This is a genomic window from Microscilla marina ATCC 23134 (assembly GCF_000169175.1).
Classification (GTDB): Bacteria; Bacteroidota; Bacteroidia; order Cytophagales; family Microscillaceae; genus Microscilla; species Microscilla marina.
Window position 1 is genome coordinate 116,044 of record NZ_AAWS01000023.1, and the last position, 23,912, is coordinate 139,955.

The following is a 23,912-nucleotide window of genomic DNA, read 5'->3' on the forward strand; positions in this document are numbered from 1 at the left end:
AATTTGGTTCTTGTATTGTAGGTTTAATGCCTTGTTTTTAGAATAGCTTTTATTAGAAAAGTACTATTATATGGTTGTTGATACAGACTTTTACCAAACGATACTTGTACAATGTGTTCAGGGAAAGGTGTGCACAGTGAAAGTTTTTTTGTGTGGGTACTGTATAGCATATTGAGGGTGAAGGAGAAAAAGAGAATGTACACTATATAGCCATCTGAGTATATCGTAGACGATTTTTATTGCTTCGAACAATGAGCAGTACTTATAAAAACAAATGTTACTAATTGTGTAATTGTGACAACCCCTGAATTAATTTTAAGATATCACTGTGTGTTTATACCTGTTTTTAGTTCATCTGTTAGGGAAATTTCTTAATGCAAAAATACAATACTTTTTTTAGAGTAAAATAGCTTCAAACATTGTTCAAACTCAATAATTTTACGTAAGTTTGCCAGACTTTTAATCACAGAGAATTTGATTTTTTTTGCGAAAATTAAAATTTTTACAAAAAATTAACAAATCCTGTTTTTTTGCATAAAAAAGCAGGCTACTAATAAAGTTTAACTAAACACCAGGCTATTTATATCAGTGATAAATCTATTTTGTAGGTTTATTGAGTCACGAGAACAAAACATAATAAGTAGGACTAACCATGCATTAGTTGAACCAGCCTATACACAGTTACTATAAAAACGAATTGTAATGTTTAAAAATCATCAGCAAAGCATAATTATGTATTGAGGAAATATACCTTGCAAATTCATGCAATTGGGTATGTTTTCTTTTTTTTTATCCCAACTAAAACAATAATTTATTTAAGTATTTTTTACGAAATGAAAAAAGTAGCAACATCCATTAAAGCGACATTGGTCGTATTGGCCCTTGGGCTCCTCTCAATACAGGCACAGAGGAGTGGTTACCTTGATAACTTATCTATCAAGAACTGGTCATTGTCCACCAAAAAGACAGTTACTGTCAAAAAACCAAAACTAACAACTAAACATGAAACAACATCTACAACAGTAGTGAAGGCTTCATTACCTATAACTCCTTTGAAAAAGAAGGATTTAAGTAATGACGGGGCATTAACTTGTAGCAAAATCAGAATTGAGAAAACAAATAGTCAGGTTAAAATCAATAATGATTACAACAAAGAAGTAGTACTTTATTATACCATTGTTGATGGTGATAACAATACTACTGGTAGCATAATGGTAGACGCTAACTCTGCTGTTGATTTTCATACACAAATACCTGCCAATGGCAAGATTGTATTTGATATGGGATCTGATAATATTCAGGATAGTACAGTAGCCACAGGCGATTATTGTGTGGTGAAAACAGGTACTAAAACTGTAGAAGTTGGTGAGCGCATAGATACTATTCAGGTATACGAAGGCAAAGTGTTTGATGCCCGTAACCTTGATTGGTTTGTGTTTAAGGAGCGCCAGCAACTGCTAGACCGTGATGGTAAAACAGTAGCTGAGTCTGACAAGGGAGTGAGCCTTCCTGACTTGCAGACGATGACTGATGAGACCAATCTGAAAGTAGACTTTAAAGCAGGTACCATTGCCTTCACCAACACGATTGTGTGGTTTAAGATTGAAGATGGATTACCTAAAGATCCTTATATATTAGCGAATGGACTTCAAAGCAATGCAAACACTACTGGTACACTACCAGGTACTGTTCCTGCTGGAACCCAAATGGGCTTCTTATTGGTAGGTGCTACTGCTCCTCACAACCCATTGGCTGAAAATCCCAACGCTAAGTTACGTTTTTCTGGAACTACCTTGCAGTACTCTACTGATGGTGGAGCCAGCTGGAATGATATTTCTGAAACTAAAATAGTTTACTCTATCAAAGAGTGGAACCGATTCAACAAAGAAAGTGTAGTAGCGGGTATTTCTGATCACCCAACCAAAACTGGTGATAAAGTTTTGACCATTGTTTTTGAAGACATCGTAAGTGGTGGTGACCGTGACTTTGAAGATGTACATTGTACTGTATATATGCAAGGGGTTACCAAGTTGAAAACCAAGGTTACTAAAATTACCGAAGAGGTAGATGTGTATACTGAGATTCCTTGTGGAACCTGCACCGTAACAGTAGAGAACAATAACAACCCTGGTTGTCCTGATGGTTATACTCGTTATGCAGTAAGTAACGGTAGCCCTGCTGGTCAAAATTACCACGTATGGATGCCTAGCTTGTTTGTGCAAGGTGAAACTGCTCGAATGACATTTGACAAAGAAGCCTATTTAGATATCAAAAATGATGGTTCTACTGCTCACCTTTATGGGTATGCTACAGTAACAGGTAGTGGTGGATCAAGCATGGGTGCCCGTTATTTGGTAGATGCAAGCTTTAAAAAGGCTGGAAGCAACATGGGACCAAAACTTACGATGCCTGAGCAAACTCCAGAAGTAGTAGAAAAGTGGTTGTTTTTTGAGATGGATGATACTAAATCTACAATCTCATTGGTAGGGGGTAATCAAGTGTTTAAGCTTACTCACATGCCTGCTAACCGTCAATTTGGTTTACAGGTAGGTAAAGCGGCCAGTGGTCAAAGTGTTGAGTTTGGCGCAGCAGCTTGGTTCTTCTGGGAAGAAGTAGGAACAGACAGAAAAGGTACTGGAGACTTCTTTATTAAAGAGATCAAAGATCTTTGTCCTGCTACTTGTCCTGACGATTCTACGATTCGTTATGCAGTAAGTAATGGTAGCCCCAGAGGTAATCAGTACCAAGTGTGGATGCCTAGCCTATTTGTACCAGGTGAAACTGCTCGAATGACTTTCGACAAAGATGCTTACTTAGATGTTAAAAGAGATGGTTCTTCTGCTCACCTTTACGGATATGCTACAGTAACAGGTAGTGGTGGATCAAGCATGGGTGCTCGTTATTTGGTAGATGCTACTTTTACAAAAGCAGACAGCACTACAGGACCTAAGATTACAATGCCTGAGCAAACTCCAGAAGTGACTGATAAATGGCAATACTTTGTAATGGATGATACTAAATCTACTATTTCATTAGTAGGTGGCAACCAAGTATTTAAATTGACTCACATGCCAGCCAACAAGCAGTTTGGTTTACAAATAGGTGAGACTGCCAGTGGTCAAAGCCTTAAGTTTGGTGCGGCGGCTTGGTTTTTCTGGGAAGAAGTAGGAACAGGTAGAAAAGGGACTGGTGATTTCTTTATAGATGGTATAGATAACCTTTGCCCTGAGCCTCCGTTGCCACAAGAAGCTGATGTACAAGTGGTGAAAACTGTAGATAAAACTTGTGCAAGAGTAGGCGATACCCTTACTTATACAATTGTTGTGACTAACAATGGACCAAGAGCTGCCGAAGGTGTCATCTTGACTGATGCATTGCCTTATGGGTTAAACGTAGTGTCGGTAACTGGCGGAACGTTTACAAATAACAAAATTGATTTGGGTACGATGGCAGTAAATGCCAGCAAAACAGTTACGGTTGCCGCAGTTGCTGCCCGAACTTGTATGATTACTAATATTGCTACTGTAACATCTGCTTCGCCAGTTGATCCGGATTTAAGTAACAATAAGTCTCATGCCCGTACATTGGTATTACCTCAGCGCAAAGCTGACCTTAAGGTAATCCCAAGAAGCTGCCCAAGAACAATAGTAGAAGGGTGTACAGTTACTTATTACTTTACTGTAATCAACCGTGGCCCTTACACTGCCGAAAACGTGAAGATCAAAGAAATTGTACCTGCTGGGGCTACTTTGCTTTATTCTAGTGCAAGCGATATCAGACGTTTGAGACGTGGTGGTTATACTACCTTCAAAATGAAATTGTTGATGAACGATCCTGGGGTACACAATGTATCTGCTAGTGCATCAAGCACCACTTATGACCCATACCTTGCCAATAACAAAGCGACTACTCCTGTAAGAGTAAGAGCTCGTCATTGCCCAACTGGTGGTATTGCAAATGCAGCAAATATCAAGATATTGCCTAACCCAGTAAGAACTTACCTTGGGGTAGATTTATCTGGATTGTATAGAACAGCTGCTCGTGAGCGTATCCGCATCTACGGGGTAACCGTAAAAATAGCCAATAGCTATGGTAGAACTGTTGGTTGCAAAACTATACGTGGAGGCTATGGTAGCAAGCGAGTACACTTTAACATGAGATACCAACGTCGTGGTTTGTATATAGCCGATGTAGCGGTTACTTATAGAGAAAATGGCAGAATGAAAAAAATCGTGCTTAAAAAGAGAATTATGAAGCGCTAACGATTTGATCATCTGAATCAAATAAATATTATATCCGGTGTCTGCAAAGGCACTGGATTTTTTTATGTCCAAAAGCCTACTTTTTCACTAAAATAGTCATATTTGCACCTTGAAAAACTGTAAACCCAATTACCTGAAGTAACTGAGAGACATGAACAATATATTTTTATCTATCCTGACCAACACCACTAAGCCTCTTTTTACCAACGATGCCGTAGTGTTGGGCATCCTTTTAATGACCCTGGCCTTTGTGTTTCACACATCTCAAAGTCCTCGTTTCAAAGGCTTTTACAAGTATGTGCCTGCATTGTTGTTGTGTTACTTTATCCCCTCTGTATTCAACTCTTTAGGCATTATCTCAGGCGAAGAGTCCAAACTATACTTTGTGTCTTCACGTTATTTGCTCCCTGCCAGTTTGGTATTGCTCACTATCAGCATTGATTTTAAAGGCATTCGCCGTTTGGGAAGCAAAGCCGTTATTATGTTTTTTGCTGGAACCGTGGGAATTGTCATTGGAGGTCCATTGGCTCTATTGATTGTGAGTGCTATAGCCCCCGATGTAGTAGGCGGGGCTGGTCCTGATGCTGTATGGCGAGGCTTGACTACAGTGGCGGGTAGTTGGATTGGAGGAGGAGCCAACCAAACAGCTATGAAAGAAGTGTTTGGTGTAGGTGATAAGCTATTTTCGGCAATGATTACGGTAGACGTGATCACAGCAAACATTTGGATGGCTTTTTTACTGTACGGAGCGGGTATTTCTACCAAAGTAGACAGTTGGTTCAAAGCTGATAGTTCGGCTATTAAAGAAGTACAAGAAAAGGTTGAAAACTATCAGGCGAGCATTGCCAAAATTCCTACATTTACTGATCTTACTACTATCATGGCTATAGCTTTTGGTTGTGTAGCCTTTGCCCACTTTGGTGCTGATAACATTGCTCCTTTTGTCAAGACCAATGCCCCACACCTTGCCAAGTTTAGCCTTACCTCAAGTTTTTTCTGGTTAATTGTCATAGCTACTACCTTAGGTTTGATACTCTCATTTACCAAAGCCCGAAATTACGAAGGAGCAGGCGCTTCAAGAATGGGAAGCTTTCTATTGTATGTATTGATTGCCTCCATTGGAATGAAGATGGATATTACCGCTATTTTTAATAATTTAGGCTTATTTTTGATAGGTATTATTTGGATGTTGGTGCATATCATCATATTAATAACCGTAGGCAAGCTTATCAAAGCTCCCTTCTTCTTTGTGGCAGTGGGTAGTCAAGCAAACGTAGGTGGTGCGGCTTCAGCTCCGGTAGTAGCGTCGGCTTTTCATCCATCATTGGCACCCGTAGGAGTACTACTAGCCGTGTTGGGTTATGCTGTAGGCACTTATGGCGCTTGGTTTTGTGGCATTATTATGCAAAGTATTGCTGAATAGTAATAGTCCATAGCTTCTACAGCCTCAAGCTTTTAGCGACGAGCTTCAAGTTTGACGCTGCTCTACAAGCAACTTACCGATTTTATAGGACGTTGATTTTTAGCGGCTTATAAAATCGGTAGATGGAAGTGTTCAGCCGATGGTCGATAGCCGTGGTTTTTACTGTTTGGCTAGTGCATTAGGGATTAAATAAGTTGCCTATTAATTTGGATGAATTAACTACGTTGAGCTCGCGAAAAGCTCGGTTTTGTTTTCTGACGAGTCGTGAAAATGGCGGATGGTTCGCTTTCTGAATTCCGATGCATATCGGAACCTTAGCTATCTAACTTTTTTACGAGGAAGTCAGGGGGCAAAAGCTCACAGTCCCGAACTTGATTCGGGGACGCCAAATAATATGTGAGTAACTTAGTACCTAATGCACTAGTACCTTAACCATTACAATAGTCCATAGTATTTAGTCGGTAGTCCATAGCTGATTCGAGTAAATGTTTACCTTGTTAAATACTGTAAACCGAACTTGTGAGCTCAATGAAGTTAATCAGTATTTTATATTAAGATTGCTTACTCACTTTATTTTTAAAAGGGTTTTAGTTTTAGCCTACACCAACCAGTTAAATAGTTTGTAAATTCATCAATGACTGATTACCAGCAAACAACTTTCACCAAAAGTACTGCGGAGTATTGCCATTAAGTAAATGCCCCCTATTAGCTAAAGCAGAGCTCGGCACAGTAGAACTGTAGCCTCGGTTATTTGGGATGAGTTTTGTTTTCTGAGGCACTTAAAAAATCGCGCATAGCTTAGCTACGCAAGTTTTTTTAAGTAAAGTCAGTGGGCAAAAATCACCGAAATAATAGGTTAGGTGTTTAGTGGTTGAGGTACTAGGCTGAGCTACAACAAGGTAAAAGGAGTTGGAAATAAATGTATAAAAACAAAAAGCCTGATGAATCATCATTTATCAGGCTTTTTGTAAAGTATTAATTCAGTTTATTTATTAACAGCCTCTTCGTCCGAGGTGGTAGTTTCTTCTGGACTATCTTTGATCACCTCTTCGTTTTCTTCTGTGGTAGTGGCTTCTACTTGATCTTCGGCTGTTTCGTCTTGGACAAACACATCTATAAACTCAAATTTTTGCCCATCAAATAAGCCCAAGTCACTGAGTTTAAGGTCTGGAATAACCAATAGAGCCATAAATGACAAAGACATAAAGGGAGAAATAAGTTTGCTACCCATTTTTTTAGCCATCTGGTCAATTTTTATGTATTGTTGGGCTACCTCATAGCCATCCTCACCTGTCATAAGACCGGCAATAGGCAAAGGCAATACCGCAGACTCTACGCCTTGCACTGCTGAAAGCCCTCCTTTAGACTTGATCAATCCATTGACAGCTTCACATATAGAATCATCATCTACTCCTACTGCAATAATATTGTGTGAGTCGTGTCCCACCGACGAGGCAATTGCGCCGCTCTTTAAGCCAAAGTTTTTGATAAAAGCCACGGCAGGAGTCGCTTCTTGGTAACGATTTACTACGACTATTTTAAGAATATCATTCTCTATATCGGTTTGTACCACCCCGCCTTTGATTGTTGCATCGACATCCAAACGTTTCGTGATCAACTCACCATCTATTACCTCAATTACCGATATTTTTTCGTAGCCTTCTTTAGCTTTTACTTCAAACTGTTCTACTTTTTTGAGAGAAGTATTAAAGTTATTGATTATATCGCTTTGCAGATGCTCAATTTTAGTCTCGCCAGCTTCAGCCACTAGTTCACCATTGATATAGGTCTTGAGAATATGAAAATCCTCCAGGTCTTTTACCATAATAAAGTCAGCTGTATCGCCTTCTTTGAGCTGTCCTACCTCTAAGTCATAATGTGCTACTGGGTTGACACAAGCTACCCGTAATACCTTAAACAAATCGATGCCTTTGCTCAGTGCACGTTTTACCAAAGCGTCTATGTGTCCTTCTACCAGGCTATCAGGATGTTTGTCGTCCGAACAAAACATCATATTGGCACTGTGGTTATGAATAAGGTCAACCAATGCCTCAAAATTTTTGGCAGCACTCCCTTCTCTAATGATCACCTTCATGCCATAGCGCAACTTGTCTAAGGCTTCTTCTTTGGTAAAGCACTCGTGGTCAGTGCTGATGCCCGCATCTATGTATTGTTTGGCTTGTTCTCCTTTGAGCCCTGGTGCGTGCCCATCTATAGGTTTGTTGTGTTTTTTGGCTATTTCAAGTTTTTTGTAAACAGTTTCATCTTTGAACAAAACCCCTGGCCAGTTCATCATTTCGGCAAGGTATTTTACTTCGGGTTTTTTCATCAATTCATCTATCTGCTCTGCAGTTATTTCAGCTCCGGCAGTCTCAAACTTAGTAGCTGGTACGCACGATGGTGCCCCAAAATAAAACTTGAATGGCACCCGCTTGCCATTTTCAATCATATATTCTACCCCTTCTACTCCCATTACATTGCCTATTTCGTGGGGGTCAGACACAGTAGCTACTGTGCCATGTACTACCGCCATACGGGCAAACTCTGCCGGAGTAAGCATAGAACTCTCTATGTGAACATGAGCATCTACAAAACCAGGCAACAGGTAGGGCAGTTTTTCCTGGGTTTCTATTTTTTCTATAGATATTATTTTTCCTTCTAAAACTTGAACTTGGGCTGGGTAAACTTTCTCTTCGGTAATATCTACCAAATTACCCCTCACCGAAAATGCTTGTGACATTGCTTAATGCTTTAAATGATTTTATTTGGGGAATGGTTGTGAGCATATATGCTATGGTTGATCCCATTCCTTGTTTTTTTTTTATTATTATAAGATAGTAATATTAGCAGGGTAGAGCACCTATTTTTATTTTACAGGGTCTAATGATTAATTTTTACTTACTAAAAGGGTATTCTTATGCGCAACTGCACTGCAAAAAGTAAACCTAAAAATAAAGCAACTTCAAAATTACATGTTTCCCTGGTGTAATTGGTTGATATGGTGATTTTTTATCAAACCATTTTTGAATTGATATAAAACGCTGCACAGTAGCTTTTTTTCCTAAAGATGTACCTGTATATTTGTAGCCCTTGAGAGAATACAGAGATTTGTTTGTATTCCTCAATATGAGAGGTGTGTTGTGTGCACCAAAATTTCTCAGAGTTTTAACTTTTCCAAAAAAGTCGTGTTAAAGAACCTTGTTTTTTTGTTGATACTGGGGGCAGTTAGTTTGAATACCCAAAGCCAAAATGTTACCTTTTCGCCTCAAACCAAAGTAAGTATATTGACTTGCGCTCCTGGTGCGGCATTGTATGCTTCTTTTGGGCATACCTCTATCCGGGTGGTCGATCCGGTCAAAGGTATAGACTGGGTGTATAACTATGGCATTTTTAACTTTAACACCCCTAATTTTTATGTGAAATTTGCCAGAGGAATGCTCAAATATATGGTGTTGTATTACCCTACCGACAAGTTTTTGTATGAATACAGGGGAGGTAAACGTGAAGTGATAGAGCAGCAATTGAATTTAACTCCTGCCGAGAAAACCCGTTTTTTGGAAATACTCAAAGACAACTACAACGACGAGAATAAACGGTATTACATGTACGATTTTTTCTATAACAATTGTGCTACCCAAATCCGTGACATCCTTAAGCGTGAATTTAACCCTACTTATCCTACACCTAAAAAAGACAGCACTTTTCGTGATATGTTGGATGTATACATTGCCGATCAGCCCTGGCTCGACTTAGGCATTGACTTGATTTTGGGGCTACCTGCCGACAAAAAAACCGATGTATTGAGTCAGATGTTTTTGCCTTATTATTTATATTATAATATGAGCGAATGGAAGAAGCCTAATGGAGAACCTTTATTGGGCAAACCCACCCATTTGGTAAAAGGCATTAATACCATAGACCGACCCGATCCGGGTTTTAACCAGCCGTTGTATATGTTTTGGGCATTGTTTGGCATAGCTCTGGCATCTACCTTCTTAATCAAAAGTAACCGACTAAAGCGTGTATTAGATGGCTTCTTTTTACTGATTACGGGTTTTATAGGCATTTTTTTGTTGCTCATGTGGTTTGGTACCGATCACGATGCCACCCAACGTAACCTCAATTCTTTGTGGGCAAACCCCTTATATTTTTACCTTGCCTTTGCTGTATGGCGTAATCGTCGCATCAAATTTACCTTTGGTATGATGCTTATGGTGACCTCATTGTTGCTGGCTTCCTGGTCATTTTTTCCACAAAAATTTCACTATTCACTTATTCCCATTTTCTTATTGATGATTGTGCGGTCAATTGACCATTTGTTTTTGAGTAAAAGACTTCATTAGGTAAGTAGCTACAAGCCCCGACAGGATTCTAGGGACTAGGTGCCCCGCAAGCGGGATGTCGGCATAACCTCTACTAGGTATGCCCTGTTTAACTGCGTTGAGCTCATCACAGCAAGCTGCTGTAGATTCGGTTCATAGGTAATGAAAAAACATAGTGTACTTATTTTCAGTGGGTTATGAGTTTGTTAGTTATAAGTGACAAGTATGGGAGTTGTTCAATAGACGTTAGTACTAAACATAAAAAAGCGACAAGTATCACTACAGACACTTGTCGCTTGTTGCTTGAGCCTGGTCGCTCATTTAAAAGTAATGTGAGTAAAACAATTTACCCATTGTAGTATGTTTAAAAGGAATCCATTCACCTTCGCGTTGGTTGAGCCGCTCAGCAATACAAGCAAGTACAGCCGGGTTGTGTCCCAGACCAATATGACTACCAGTTACTTGCACATTTTCGGTAATTGGTCCCTCTTTTTTCTCCATGCAATGCTGCCAGGCTACTACTCCGTCAGCTTTTGAATAAATAGCTGTAGTAGGCACCGGAGGTGCTTTCGGAATATTCTGTACAATTTCTTCGGGTATATGATCTACTTCAGACACCTTGCGTCCTGTGACCATTTCATAAATCCACTCGATGTTGTTTTCTCCAGTGATTCCGCCAAACGGAGAGCCAAGCGTGATAACCTGGCGTACAGCGTCAGGGTGGCGGCGGGCTATTTCGCGGGCATACACTCCGCCCAGGCTCCATCCCACAATGCTTACCTTGCGTCCATGAATATCTTTGAGTTCCAGTAGGCGATCATATATCTTTTCTTCTATTTCGTGAAAATTAGCAAGGTTGCGCCCCATTTTCCAGCGGTAAGGGGTGTAGTTACGGCTTTTGAGGTAAAAGCGCAGAGGGGCAGTAGTAGTGTCTGTAGTCATAAAACCAGGAAGTACCAACACCGGATGTTCATCGCCTTTGGGCATGAACTGTAGCCAGGGCAATGACATAAAATAAGCCCCCAACCCAAAACTTGCCCGACCCAGCTCGGTTAATAATAATAATTTAGAGGGACGTTTGATTTCTTCTTTTCCGGTAAATATGTGATATTCTTCGTCTGACATATAATTGATGTTTGATTTAATACAACTCTAACAAATATTTTTATTTGGTTGTTTGTGTTGATTACCATTAACTCTGCAATTATAAACGAATAATAACAAATTTTATTCTAAAAGTAATATTTTGAGCGGATTTCAACTTTTTCCTTAGGGATGCTAGAGTTTAGTCGAGTATTGAACCAAAAATAAGATTTAATAAAAGAAGTCGTCTCTGTTTTTCAGTAAAGTAGTAGGAGTTTGTGAGTGAAAACAAACCTCTCTGAAGAGGCAAAAAAGCCACAATAAACTCATAGATGAACTTACTTTGTAAAGAAAGGTACTCAATTAGAGACCCAATGCTTGAATAGATACTCTTAGATCAGTGTTGAACTTGGTTTGATACTACTATTTCAAGCTGGATGGACTTTCATTAACTTGCATTTGAGCATTAGGACTTAACAAACTTTATAAAAACAAAAAGTCGAGGTTAATTCACAGCATTAATTCCTTCTTTGCTAATTGTTTATTGTTTTAATAATATGTATTATTAGTTTGGACGATCACACTTTAATCAATCAAACTACTATGAGTAATGATGTTATTTTTGAGGACGAACAAGGAAATCGTATTACACGCGAAGACCTGGCTTATGTAACCAAAGGACACGTTGACTTTGCGTTGATAGGGCGCGAACAAATTCCTTTTGAGGCCATTGAGCTTCATCAAAAAGCCCGGCAAGAAGGGCAACAATACGGAAACTATGACAAAGCAATTGAACTTTTGAAAAAGACTTGCCTAATGGCAGACCATTGGCCTTACCCAGTGTATGACCTTGCTTTTACTTATTTGCTGCAAAAAAACTACGAACAAGCGCTTCAATATTACCGATTGACCGACGAACTGGAACCTCGTGGCTTTTTTACTGCCAAAACAGCTATTTATGCCCTGGAAGGCGAACTTGATGGACGATTTCCGCCTGGTTTGTACCTTACTTACCTTAAAATAGAATGGACAGACAACGAACAGGAAAAATTAGAGATTGCTTCCTCTATAGCCCAAAAATGCCCCGACTTTGCCCCTGCCTGGAAAGAGCTTGCTACCCTGCACGATGACAGTACCCAAAGAATGAAGGCAATTGCTGCTGGCCTTGCCCAAAATCCAGATGCAGAAACAGAGGGTAATTTGCTGATTAACAAAGCGTTGGTACTTGACAAAGAGGGTAAAACTGAAGAAGCTATTGGTATTTTGGGTAATTTGATTATGAATAACAATGTAACACTGGCAAATGACGCCATGAGTAAGTTTGTGCTCAACCAAATTATCAACCGGAGTTAAAACAAACACAAAAAATATAACACAGGGCAATGCTCTATGGTAAATCGCTGTAGGGCTTTTTTGTTTGAAAATGAGGGTATTTTGTGACATTTCTCGGTTTGCTGGCGTTTTTACTCAAGTGCATAAGTTAACTTTTAGAAGTAGCTTACAAGCTTGTTAATATGCCTAAGAAAACAAAACCGTGTACTATCATGTAGACTTCCCTAAAAGAGTTGCCTTTGGAACGGTATTTCGCCTGAAGCATCTATACCTAAGGGCTTGTACCTGTTGGTGTTGTAGACTATTGCTATTACATTCAGTTGTATTTTTACTGGAATTGTCAAAGCAAAGAGTGAAAGACATACACCTCCTTTTTTATGAAAAATCACCGAATTAATTACATTAAGCAAGCATTTTACGAGCATTTTTAGTATAATTGCATCATAAAGTTTCAATACTACATCCAGGTACTTTACTTGGTTTTATCCCATCAATCAAGCTTTTTGATATTTTTCTAATAACAAGCCATACACTTCCAATACATTCTACTGAAAACCAATCTCGTTTTTTCTTTAAAAAAATAGTATGCATTAGAAAATACGATGTGGGTAAAAGAACGCGTTTCTTAGGAGGCCCTAACTATTAATTCAAGTGTACAAACTGGTCTGCTACATACACTGCTATATATAGGTAATTATGCTAAAATTTAAACAACTATTTCTACTACTTTGTCTATCTTGTATCTTTCATAGTTGCAGGTTATTCGAGAAAGAATTTTTACTACCATTACCCAAGGCACTAGATGCTACATCAATCAATGCTGCGGGATTTAACGCCAATTGGCAAAAGGTAACAGGTGCCACCAATTACGAAATAGACGTAGCTTTGGATGAAAACTTTACTGAGTTTGTAGCCAATTATAAAGACAGAACAGTAGAAGACGGCACCTCCATTGTGATTACCTCACTTGAGTCATCTTCTACTTATTATTACCGGGTACGGGCTCAAATCTCTAATCAAACATCCCGAAATTCTAATGTCATTCAGGTAACTACCACTGCCTTAGATAAGCCTGTTGCTTATGAGGCTACCGACATTCAACCCTTGAGCTTTAGAGCCAATTGGAAAGAAATGCCTTTTGCTATAAGTTATACCCTGGAGGTAGCCACTGATAACAGTTTTACCAATATTGTCAAAACAATGAGCAAGCTCACCGGTGTAACAGCACTGGTAGAAGGCTTGTTGATTAACCAAACATACTTTTACCGCATAAAAGCAGAACAACAACAGTCATCGTCTGAGTACTCAAACATTCAGTCGGTGGTCACTAATGCTTTGCCTGCGCCCATATCGCAAGCACCCAGTAATCAACGGGCTTTTTTCTTTACCGCCAACTGGCAAAAAAACGAGGGACCTGAAGTAAACTTGTTTTTGCTGGATGTAGCTTCCGACCCTGAGTTTAAGGAGTTTTTGCCAGGTTATAAAGACAAAGAAGTACCAGGCACATCGTATGAAGTAACCACCCTTGATTTTAGGCAAACTTATTACTACCGCATACGTGCCAAAAGACTGGATCAGGTTTCTGGGTATTCTTCTACTGTAGAGGTAAAGCCCTGTATTAGTAACAGTTGTAAGTTGGGTAAAATAGAATTTGTGACCAACAATGGACCCAAAGCATTTGACCAAACTTTTACGTATGATACGAAAAACAGGCTCGAAACCATTAGTTATCACAAGCGCGCTAACTCTTTTTATAAAGTAAACTACAATGGCGACAACACCATCAAAGAGGTGGTGTATACTTTAGATAATGTTATCAAGTATCGCTATACCTATACTTACAGTACCAACTTGCTCACTACCATACAAATTACGGACAAGGATAATAATTTTATAGAGTTCTGGAAGTTTGCTTATAATGCCCAGGGACAGCGCACAAGTTGGGCGCTTTATGCAGACGCAGCCGCTACTACTCTCAGGATAGAGTTCTTCTATACTTATGATGCCAGAGGCAATGTAACCGAGGTAAAAAACCAATCGGGTACTGTACTCAGAAAGTATACTTATGAAGATAAATTGAGCCCTTATGCCTTATTTGGTCAAGAAGACTTATGCTTTTTTATTGCCCATTTTCGTGACCAATGGACCCAACCACTTCCTATTCAAGATATCAGAATGTTTGATTACGAGTGGCGAGGTTTTCTGCCAATCAACAGCATTCGCAATGTAGAAACGGTGGCTTTTTCAGATGAAGGTTTTCAATATAATTACAACAACAAAGATGTAGTGATTGGTCAAAGGTTCTTTTTCACAGTCACTTTTACTTTTACAGGATGTAGTTTTTAAAACCAATATTGGCACAACATATATTGTACTCACCCTAATTTTGACCGACAAGTCAAAATCAGGGTGAGTATTTTAGTTTTTATGGGTTTGTTCAAACAATATAGTGTCTACACACTTTAGTTTTTCTGATATACTTTATTTTTGCAGATGACTAAAAGGCATACAGGGCTTAATAGTTTTATGGCTTTTGGGTTGAGGGCAAGCACGCAGTATGTGGCGCAATTTGGACTCAATAAAACAGGCACTTTACCCGATGCCTCATACACTTGTACTTTTATAATCTTAAAAGATTAAGAACTTATCTTAAGCTCTTTTACTTTTGCACTCAAAACCATCCACTTAAGTAAGGGATTTAAGTAGTATAACTTCACGAGAATATGAAAAAAAAACTGAAAAGATCATCCAGCCTTTTCTTTATTACATTTTTGCCTTTTTTGCTATGGCAATGCACCCCCAAACGAGAAGAAATAGTGGTTCGTTCTACTGTGGCTTATCCTAAGATTAGCCTCAGAACAGATTATTATGCTACCAGCCAGGCCAGTGCTATATTAGACATTACCCAAAGTGGTGTATCTACCCCCTACAGCATTCGGTTTGTTCACAGTATCAACCCTGACCTTTCGTTGTCGGTAGAGTTTTTGGCAGGTTTTGGCACCCAGAGCTTTACCAAAGGCGATGTATTGCCCTTTAGGGCTACCGGGCTCATGCCCAACAGCACTCACTACATTACAGCACTACTTACTCTGCCAGATACCACCATTCGAACAGATACGGTACAGTTTAATACTTTGGCTGCCAATACCCTGGGGCACTTCAGACCTATCAATAGCCCCCTGGCACAATTTGGCAATAATACCCAATTAGGTTTTGCCACCAACGGCAAGGGTTACCTTATTGGGGGCAACTTGTCGTCACAATCGCTCTATTTATGGGAGTATGACCCACAAAGTGGTGAGTGGAGCATTAAAAAAGAAAATCAACTAGCTTCGTTGGCAGGGGCATTTTTTGACAATAAGCTCGCCAGCGCATTTATGTTTAACGGGCAGCATTATGTGGGTTACCCTGAGGCATCGAAATGGCATTTTTATAGCATCAACCTCGACACAGGTGCCATCAATGCCCATGCTACTATAGAGGCTGAAGGTACAAGGTTGTTTGTAGCCAACAATCAATTGTTTGTGGTGGGAATATCTACCATTGCAGGCAATGACCAAAACAAAAACCTGAAGGTGTCGGAAATAGACCTTACCAACTCAAAGGTGACCAATACTTATGGGGTAGTAACCAAAAACTACGATCAAGTGGCCCTGGCACAAATGGCGGGCGACAAGGTACATATCGTATTGACCAACTTTGCCCAGAGTGCCCAGGCAATCCATCGGTTTGAGCCAGTAGCCAAAACCCTCACTGTGGCCACCAACATATCGGGCAAGTTGCCCGAAACTACTATATTGAGTACATTTACTGCCAATAACCAAATTTATTACTTCTCGAAAAAAGCCAACGACAACTCTACCCATTATTTTTCGGTGTTCAACCCTGTCAACTTTGCCTCTACCCGCCTCACCGAGTATGCAGGAAGTGCCGCAAGCAATATTTTTAGGCTTAACAACATCTTTCATATTGTAGGCGCCAATGGCAAGGGTTATATGATTGAAGCTAATTTTTAATTAGGCATTTCTCTTGCTATATTGGTATACATGGGGGCTTTACTTGTTAATACAATAAAAATCAGATACTTCGTCAAACCTGGGTTTGATCATCCATTCACCTTTTTTGTTGATAAAGCCCCATAAATATTCTTTTTTTGTGGAGTCCTGCTGCTGTACCCTTGCCCACCCCTTGGCTACTGCTTAAGAATAAACGCCCCGTTTTTAGTTATCCAAGTACATGGTACGCCCATCTGCTGGGCTTCCTGGTAAAGCTTGCGCCCTCGATAAAAACCGTTGGAGTCGTCAATGATAATATGGGTTGGTTGTACCACTTTGCAAAGCCTGGCAAGGCTCCATACCGCCCGGTTTTGAATGATTAGATAGTCGGTTTTGATATTTTTGAACTTTTTTAATTCGCGGTAACGCAGGTATTTTTGCAAAATCAAAAAACTTTTATTTTTCCAGTATAACAAAGCATACTTCTCTTTTTTGCGATAAGCAAACCCTATTTCTTTATTTTTTTGGTTTTGTTGGGCATCTAAAAATACCCGTTGCCTGATGCCCTTACTCCATAAATAGGTATCGATATTGAACCCCAGTGTTTGATGCTCCTGCTGCAAACCTGCCTTAGCAATAAAAAAGCTTTGAGTACCTTGAGTAAACTGTAGGTGGGGGTGTTTATTGAGTTGAAAAATGGCAAACTCCTGCTGTTGCTGGCATTGATGGTTGTTGTATAGTCTGGCGCCTGCCAATACCAGTATACAGCCCACCGAGACCTTTAGATAGTATAACTTTTTGTACTGAAATACCCAAAAAAAACTGATCATGCTTACATAAATCAGCCATAGGTCTGCTGTGCGTAGATAAATTCCTTCGGCAATTGCCAGGGGTAGTTTATTGAGGGCAACAATGACCATGTTGAGGGTTTCTATAAACAACCTGAGCAAATAGCCCAGTATTTCGTTGAGCCAAGGCACAAAAGACAAAAGCAAAGTAAAAATACCCAATACCAACAATACTGGAGCCAACGGCAAAACAAGCAAATTGGACAGTAAAAAATAATTGGGAAACTGATGGAAGTAATACAGTGCCAACGGAAAAGTGGCAATTTGAGCTGCTATAGATACTGACGTGAGCTGCCATAAATAATCGGGCAACCAATGCGTAAAGTGTAGCCATTGATATATTTTGGGTTGTATGTATACAATGCCTGCTACTGCAATGTAAGATAGTTGGAAACCTACCGAGGTAACCATGAGTGGATTGTAAACCAGCAAAGCAAAAGCCGACACTGCAAGGGTATTGTAAATGTTGGTGCGCCTTTGGGTGGCTTTGGCTGTGGCCATGACCGAAAACATAGCCACCGCCCGCATAACCGATGCCGATAGCCCTGTAACAAAGGCGTACAACCACAGGCAGCCAATAATGGTGAGTGTATACCATAGCTCTCCACTGGGTAGTTTTTTGAGAGGCTTAAGCAACAAGTGGAGAATAAGGTAAATAAAACCTACGTGCAACCCCGACACTGCCAACAAGTGCATAAGCCCTGCCCCAGAGTAAGCGTTTTTTATGTCGCTGTCTATGTGATCTTTTACACCTAGTAATAAGGCTGTAGCAATGCCATACTCTTGCGAGCCTTTGACCAAAGCCTTTAGCTGGGCATCGCAATAGCCACGTAAAGTTTCTGGCAGCGTCAGCACTGGGTGCACCAACGAGGTATCGATGATCTGATAACTTAATGAGGTAGCAAAGTGTTGGTGGTGAATGTTTTGCCGTGCCAGATAGCGCTGATAGTTAAACTGTTGGGGGTTTTTGGGTGGCTCTACTCGCAAGGGGGTGCCTTGCACCAACAATACCTGACCGTGCTGTAGGTGAGGTACAGGAGCAAGGCTGTCTTTTTTGATATAAAGTAGTACCTGACCTACAGCAGGCACCCAGTTACCCCTCACTTTTGCTTGATAGACGCTCAACCTGGTGCGATAACTTTTGGTTTTCTTTTGTAAAGAATTCTGCACCACCGCCAGGTAGTGAGTAACGGTGTCGGACTGGTGCAACAAATGCTGTGGATGGTGGGCTTCGGTTACCTGAAATGTTCTGAGTACGCCAAAACAAAAAAGCATCAAACCCGCCAGGCACCCAGTAACTGGAGTAAAGGCAAAGCGATGAAAAAAACGGGAAATAGAGAATACAACTATGTATGCTGCACCACTACCATAAAAAAGCAAATACCATAACTTGATACTGGTGGGTGGTTTGTATAAACCAAAACAAATGCCCAGAATAAAAAAGAACGTGAAACGCACAAAAGCGTAGGATGCCCACTTGAACATAATTAAGGAAAGGAAAGTAGTGATTAAGCAATAATTAAGTGTCTTTGGGGTAATTTACAATGGGTGGCAAAGCAGCCCAAGACAGTATAATGTAAAAACTGTTTTTGCTAGCTTTTGAAGTTTTTTTCTTTATGTTGCCATCAATCCCTATTGTTTGGTGGTATATATTACAACTAGGGCAAATAGACACCCTGGAATGAATGCCCAAACAAAGTGTTTAACTAAAAGGAATGCAGGTACACAAACGAAAATATTGGGCAATATATCCACAAGTGTACAAATAATCAAGCCCAACTTAACTATTTGATTAAAAGATTTTTAATGTTGTTTTAGCACGGTTAAGTTCTTATGAAAATAGCTCCAATGCCCAACCAAAAATTTGAACTGTAACAAATAAATTTGAAGTCAATTTGTTTTGTTTTTTAGAGTCAAGGTGTTGCAAAAAGTAAAAGTCAATTTTTTGGTCAGGTGCTCTTATCTAATCGTAAGTCGGGTAAAACAACTTTAAAACTGTATTGGTGGTTTTTTTTATTTTTAGTAAGGGTTGCCCTCTCTTCCCTTCTTTTTTATTTGCATATATTACAGGCAGGGGAGGCCATTTCTGCTTTTCAAAAAGCGTATTACAATGATTGAAAAAAAAACTCCCCCACTACGAGGAGTTTTTTGTTTAATACTTCTTATCTTCTACCAACTTGCCCCCCTCATACCGCTTTTGCCTCAGCAGCTTGCCCATGTCATACCAAGTCTCTTGTTGCAGGGTGCCGTCTTTGTTCCATATTGCCCAATAGCCATGTTTTTTTATACCTAAACTATTGCCATTTTGGTCGTAGGCTTTCTTTTTTTCTTCGGTTTCCCAAGGTAAACCACTACTGCGCCAACGTTTTATTTTTTTTTTGACTACATGTAGTTTATCCCTAATTACTACATACTCTTCTTCGTTTTTTTCCCTATGCGTGTGGTGTTCCAATTAATTCTATGCAGAGTGAAGTTATCAGGGTTAGGTTCAAAGGTGTAAAAGTATTCATTACTTTTGATGGAATCGCTTTGGGCATTTGCCCAACCAAAGTACTCATACAACTTTTTGAGGGTATCATGCGCATAAGTAAAGCGCATATAGTTGTGGCGCTGGGTGTTGCTGAGCCACTCTGTCCACTCGCCGTGGCGTTTGCCTTCTATATAATAGCCTTCGGTCAGTTTTTGCCCGGTAGCGGCATCCCACTTGCGGTATACACTATCGAGTTTGCCATTTTTATAATACTTTTCTTCTTTAAAGGCTCTCCCTTGGCGGTGCTCAAGTTCTAGTTTTAGTTCAAGCTTACTAGAAGGCCTTTGGGCAAACACCCCTAAAGGCATTGCCCATAAAAAACATAATATGATATTTATTCTCAACATATAAGTGTTAGTTAATCTTTACATAAAAGGTTTTGGTATCATCTTTTTTAAAGTATATTTTTTGGGCTCTCCCTTCTGGTTGTATGTATTGGTCATAGGCATAAGTCACTTTTACATATTTTACCCCTTTTACCGTTTTTGGAGGAGCTACTATAGTTACCACAACTTTTTCAAAACGTGCACTTTTACCTTGGTAGGTTCCTACAAACCTTAAACTAAGGGTAGAACCTACCGAGTAATTAGCATTTCCTATTTCATCTACCATATAACGCCCTGAATCTGGTTTAGCACTCACTACACTAGTGGGTATACTTCGAGCTTCCTCAGCGATTCCTTCAAACTTCCCCTTCTCCTTCTCCAACCCTTTATCGTGCACCACGTGTTGGTTTTCGCGGTCTACTTTGGGGTCGTCTTCTTTGCCCTTTTTTATGGTAGGGTCCAGGGTGCGGGCACAAGCCCCCTCTAGCTTCGCCAGGTAGTCGTCCATAGTGCCTTTAGTGGTTTTTTGGGCAGCTTGGCTATACTCCCGGGCGGTTTTGCTTAGGTCTATTGGGCACAAAAAAACTCCCCAACTACGAGGAGTTTTTTGTTTTGTTTAATACTTCTTATCCTCTACCAATTGGCCCCCCTCATACCGCTTTTGCCGTAGCAGCTTGCCCATGTCATACCAGGTTTCTTTTTGCAGGGTGCCGTCTTTGTTCCATATTGCCCAATAGCCATGTTTCTTTAAGCCCAAACTGTTGCCGTTTTTGTCGTACAAAGCTTTTTTTTCTTCTATTTCCCAAGGAATGCCTTTGTCCCAACGTTTGGTTTTACGATAAACGATCTCCCCTTTTCTAATAACCCGGGTCTCTTCTTCGTTTTTTTTCCCTAACCGTTCTCTATCCCAGTATATTCTATGTACATTATAGTTTCTTGCATCAGGCTGTAATATATAATGGTCTTCAGTACATTTAGGTGAATCTTTACTTTTGCCCCAAGCACTGTAATCAAATATTTCTTTTACTACTCCCTGCCTATAGGTATACTCTATATAATGATGGCTTGCATACATGGTCATAAGTTCCCACCATTTGCCGTGGCGTTTGCCTGCCACATAGCACCCCTTGGTTACTACCTGACCTTGGGCATCCAGTTTTTTATATACCCCGTGTAGTTTCCCTTTTTTATAGTGTTTTTCTTCGGTATATTGTTTGTCTGCCCGGTGTTCCTGTTCTTTTTGCCAGGTAAACTCTATGGAGCGTTGGGCTTTTGCCCCCAAGGGCAAAAACCACAACAGCATACATAAAGCATAATTGTTCATTTTGATATAATTCATTGTTCTTTTCTAGTTAATCTTGATATAAAACTTGCCTAAATCGGGGGTAAAATACACACTTTTATTAGTTCCTTTGATGATTACTGTTTGGTCATAAGGAAACCTTACCCGTACATAACGCACCCCTTTTACTGTTTTTGGTGCTTCTGCTACTACTGCCCTTATCCCATTAAAATCCGCCTTTTGTCCATGATAAGTACCATAAAATCTAAGGATAAGTTCCGAACCCACAGGATAAGAAGACTTCTCTACACCTTCTATTATATAGTGTCCTTTAGGTTTATGACTAATGGTGTTTTCAGGAATACTTCTAGCTTTTTTAGCTATCCCCTCCAGCTTCCCCTTTTCCTTCTCCAGCCCCTTATCGTGCACCACGTGTTGGTTTTCGCGGTCTACCTTGGGGTCATCTTCTTTGCCCTTTTTTATGGCAGGGTCCAGGGTGCGGGCACAAGCCCCCTCTAGCTTCGCCAGGTAGTCGTCCATGGTGCCTTTAGTGGTTTTTTGGGCAGCTTGGCTATACTCCCGGGCGGTTTTGCTGATGTCTATTGGGCACAAAAAAACTCCCCAACTACGAGGAGTTTTTTGTTTTGTTTAATACTTCTTATCCTCTACCAATTGGCCCCCCTCATACCGTTTTTGCCTCAGCAGCTTGCCCATGTCATACCAGGTTTCTTTTTGCAGGGTACCGTCTTTGTTCCAAAGTTTCCAATGCCCGTGGCGTTTGTGCCCTAAGCTTTTGCCGTTTTTGTCGTATTGTTTTACCGTCCACTCTTGTTTCCAGGGAATGCCCTTATCCCAAACTTTGCGTTTTCTGCTTTCTACATGATGATTATTTTTTATCACCATTATCAACTCTTCGTTTTTTTCCCTATGTACTCACGACTCCAACTAATCCTATGCTCAATATATTTTTTCCCGTTAGGGTCAAATTTATATAAGTATTCATGGCTTTTAATTGAATCATTTTTAGAGCTTGCCCAACCATAATAATGATACAACTTTTTAAGGGTGTCATGCGCATAAGTAAAGCGCATATAGTTGTGGCGTTGGGTATTGCTGAGCCACTCCGTCCATTCCCCGTGGCGTTTGCCTTCTATATAGTAGCCCTCAGTGAGTTTTTGCCCGGTAGCGGCATCCCACTTGCGGTATACACTATCGAGCTTGCCATTTTTGTAATACTTTTCTTCTTTATAAGTTCTCCCTTCACGGTGCTTAAGCTCTAAGTCTAAATCAAATTTACCTGGAGGCATTTGGGCAAATGCCCCAAACGGCACTGCCCACAAAAAACATAATATAATACTTACTCTCAACATATAGTGATTAGTTAATTTTCACATAAAAACTTTTACTATCATCTTTTTTAAAGTAAACTTTTCGGGCTCTACCTTCTAGTTGTATGTGTTGGTCATAGGCATAGGTTACTTGCACATACTTTACTCCTTTTACTGTTCTTGGTGGGGCTACCACAGTTACTACTACATCTTTAAATATTGCTCTCTTCCCTTGATAAGTCCCTACAAATTTTAAGCGTAATATGGAACCCACAACATAGTTCACATTATCCACCCTATCTATTACATAACGCCCCGAATCTGGTTTAGTACTCACTACATTGGCAGGTATGCTTCTAGTTTCTTCTGCTATACCCTCAAGCCTTCCCTTTTCCTTCTCCAGCCCCTTATCGTGCACCACGTGTTGGTTTTCGCGGTCTACTTTTGGGGCACCTTTTTCGCCTTGTTTGATGGCAGGGTCAAGGGCGCGTTCGTACACCCCCTCCAGCATCTCCAGGTAGTCGTTCATGGAGGCATCTTTGGCGGTGGTGTCCAGCGCCTGGGCATATTGGCGCGCCACCTGGCCCAGGTCTAGCTTATGGCCATACTTTTGGGCACAAAAAAACTCCCCCACTACGAGGAGTTTTTTGTTTAATACTTCTTATCCTCTACCAATTGGCCCCCCTCATACCGCTTTTGCCTCAGCAGCTTGCCCATGTCATACCAAGTCTCTTTTTGCAGGGTACCGTCTTCGTTCCAAAGTTTCCAATGCCCGTGCTTCTTGTGCCCTAGGCTTTTGCCGTTTTTATCAGTCTTAAGTATAGTCCACTGTTGCTTCCAGGGAATGCCTTTGTCCCAAACTTTGCGTTTTACATTAATAGTTATTCCAGCCCTTACAACTCTTGTTTTTTCTTCGTTTTTTTCCCTATTAGCTTTCCATCCCAGTATATTTCGTGCACCGTATAATTTCTTGAGTCAGGCTGTAATACATAATGGTCTTCAATCCTTTTAGGTGAATCTTTATTTTTGCCCCAAGCACTGTAATCAAATATTTCTTTTACTACTCCCTGCCTATAGGTATACTCTATATAATGGTAGCCTGCATACATGGTCATGAGTTCCCGCCACTGCCGTGGCGTTTGCCTGTCACATAGCACCCTTGGTTACTACATTGCCTTTTG

Annotated in this window: 18 protein-coding genes and 1 pseudogene; 6 read left to right on the top strand and 13 right to left on the bottom strand. The window is 40.2% G+C overall.

Translation table 11 applies throughout. The features are described 5' to 3' along the window. The first annotated feature begins 1,052 nt into the window (after positions 1–1,052). Complete coding sequence (locus M23134_RS20815) at positions 1,053–4,262, top strand: DUF4114 domain-containing protein (RefSeq protein WP_198145064.1); 3,210 nt, start codon at positions 1,053–1,055, stop codon at positions 4,260–4,262. Positions 4,263–4,413: 151 nt separating this feature from the next. Beyond that, positions 4,414–5,685: a DUF819 family protein gene (locus M23134_RS20820; RefSeq protein WP_002699553.1), complete on the top strand. Its 1,272-nt coding sequence runs from the start codon at positions 4,414–4,416 to the stop codon at positions 5,683–5,685. Positions 5,686–6,670: 985 nt separating this feature from the next. On the opposite strand, the gene ade is transcribed toward M23134_RS20820, so the two are convergent. Beyond that, the gene (gene ade / locus M23134_RS20825; protein ID WP_002699568.1) at positions 6,671–8,425 is read right to left on the bottom strand and encodes an adenine deaminase; all 1,755 of its coding nucleotides are present in this window, start codon (positions 8,423–8,425) and stop codon (positions 6,671–6,673) included. 445 nt (positions 8,426–8,870) lie between these two features. Here ade and M23134_RS20830 point away from each other — a divergent pair, with 445 nt between their 5' ends. After that, entirely contained in the window at positions 8,871–10,028 is a 1,158-nt protein-coding gene (locus M23134_RS20830; protein WP_002699570.1) for a lipoprotein N-acyltransferase Lnb domain-containing protein, read from the top strand. A gap of 300 nt (positions 10,029–10,328) precedes the next feature. Here M23134_RS20830 and M23134_RS20835 read toward each other — a convergent pair whose 3' ends face one another. Continuing rightward, the gene (locus M23134_RS20835) at positions 10,329–11,132 is read right to left on the bottom strand and encodes an alpha/beta fold hydrolase (RefSeq protein ID WP_002699572.1); all 804 of its coding nucleotides are present in this window, start codon (positions 11,130–11,132) and stop codon (positions 10,329–10,331) included. 561 nt (positions 11,133–11,693) lie between these two features. On the opposite strand from M23134_RS20835, the gene M23134_RS20840 reads away from it, so the two are divergent. From M23134_RS20840 to M23134_RS20855, 3 genes are all read left to right on the top strand, one after another. Beyond that, positions 11,694–12,443 (top strand): tetratricopeptide repeat protein, encoded by a 750-nt coding sequence (locus M23134_RS20840; protein ID WP_002699574.1) that lies wholly within the window; start codon positions 11,694–11,696, stop codon positions 12,441–12,443. A 675-nt stretch (positions 12,444–13,118) separates the two neighbouring features. After that, the gene (locus M23134_RS20850) at positions 13,119–14,768 is read left to right on the top strand and encodes a fibronectin type III domain-containing protein (protein ID WP_002699580.1); all 1,650 of its coding nucleotides are present in this window, start codon (positions 13,119–13,121) and stop codon (positions 14,766–14,768) included. A gap of 377 nt (positions 14,769–15,145) precedes the next feature. After that, a complete protein-coding gene (locus M23134_RS20855) occupies positions 15,146–16,438 on the top strand; it encodes a Kelch repeat-containing protein (protein ID WP_002699597.1) in 1,293 nt (430 codons plus the stop codon). A 39-nt stretch (positions 16,439–16,477) separates the two neighbouring features. Here M23134_RS20855 and M23134_RS42770 read toward each other — a convergent pair. The 11 genes and pseudogenes from M23134_RS42770 to M23134_RS20905 all read right to left on the bottom strand — a co-directional run. Then, a pseudogene (locus tag M23134_RS42770) lies at positions 16,478–16,555 on the bottom strand (WG repeat-containing protein); the annotation flags it as partial. Between the two features lie 59 nt (positions 16,556–16,614). Then, positions 16,615–18,750, bottom strand: coding sequence for a ComEC/Rec2 family competence protein (locus tag M23134_RS20860; RefSeq protein WP_002699599.1), 2,136 nt, complete (start codon positions 18,748–18,750; stop codon positions 16,615–16,617). Positions 18,751–19,417: 667 nt separating this feature from the next. Then, positions 19,418–19,717, bottom strand: coding sequence for a hypothetical protein (locus M23134_RS20865; protein WP_002699605.1), 300 nt, complete (start codon positions 19,715–19,717; stop codon positions 19,418–19,420). Beyond that, the gene (locus M23134_RS20870) at positions 19,672–20,142 is read right to left on the bottom strand and encodes a toxin-antitoxin system YwqK family antitoxin (protein ID WP_002699606.1); all 471 of its coding nucleotides are present in this window, start codon (positions 20,140–20,142) and stop codon (positions 19,672–19,674) included. The genes M23134_RS20865 and M23134_RS20870 overlap by 46 nt, the downstream gene beginning before the upstream one ends. A 7-nt stretch (positions 20,143–20,149) precedes the next feature. Next, a complete protein-coding gene (locus tag M23134_RS20875; RefSeq protein WP_002699607.1) occupies positions 20,150–20,701 on the bottom strand; it encodes a hypothetical protein in 552 nt (183 codons plus the stop codon). A gap of 36 nt (positions 20,702–20,737) precedes the next feature. Next, positions 20,738–21,460: a hypothetical protein gene (locus tag M23134_RS42185; protein WP_002699608.1), complete on the bottom strand. Its 723-nt coding sequence runs from the start codon at positions 21,458–21,460 to the stop codon at positions 20,738–20,740. Positions 21,461–21,469: 9 nt separating this feature from the next. Beyond that, on the bottom strand, positions 21,470–22,015 hold the full coding sequence (locus M23134_RS20885; RefSeq protein WP_002699609.1) for a hypothetical protein: 546 nt from the start codon (positions 22,013–22,015) through the stop codon (positions 21,470–21,472). 36 nt (positions 22,016–22,051) lie between these two features. After that, positions 22,052–22,306 (bottom strand): hypothetical protein, encoded by a 255-nt coding sequence (locus M23134_RS20890; protein ID WP_002699610.1) that lies wholly within the window; start codon positions 22,304–22,306, stop codon positions 22,052–22,054. A gap of 2 nt (positions 22,307–22,308) precedes the next feature. Next, positions 22,309–22,773 (bottom strand): toxin-antitoxin system YwqK family antitoxin, encoded by a 465-nt coding sequence (locus M23134_RS20895; protein ID WP_002699612.1) that lies wholly within the window; start codon positions 22,771–22,773, stop codon positions 22,309–22,311. 7 nt (positions 22,774–22,780) lie between these two features. Next, positions 22,781–23,365 (bottom strand): hypothetical protein, encoded by a 585-nt coding sequence (locus M23134_RS20900; RefSeq protein WP_002699614.1) that lies wholly within the window; start codon positions 23,363–23,365, stop codon positions 22,781–22,783. A gap of 259 nt (positions 23,366–23,624) precedes the next feature. Continuing rightward, a complete protein-coding gene (locus tag M23134_RS20905; protein ID WP_045114014.1) occupies positions 23,625–23,846 on the bottom strand; it encodes a hypothetical protein in 222 nt (73 codons plus the stop codon). Positions 23,847–23,912 lie beyond the last annotated feature (66 nt).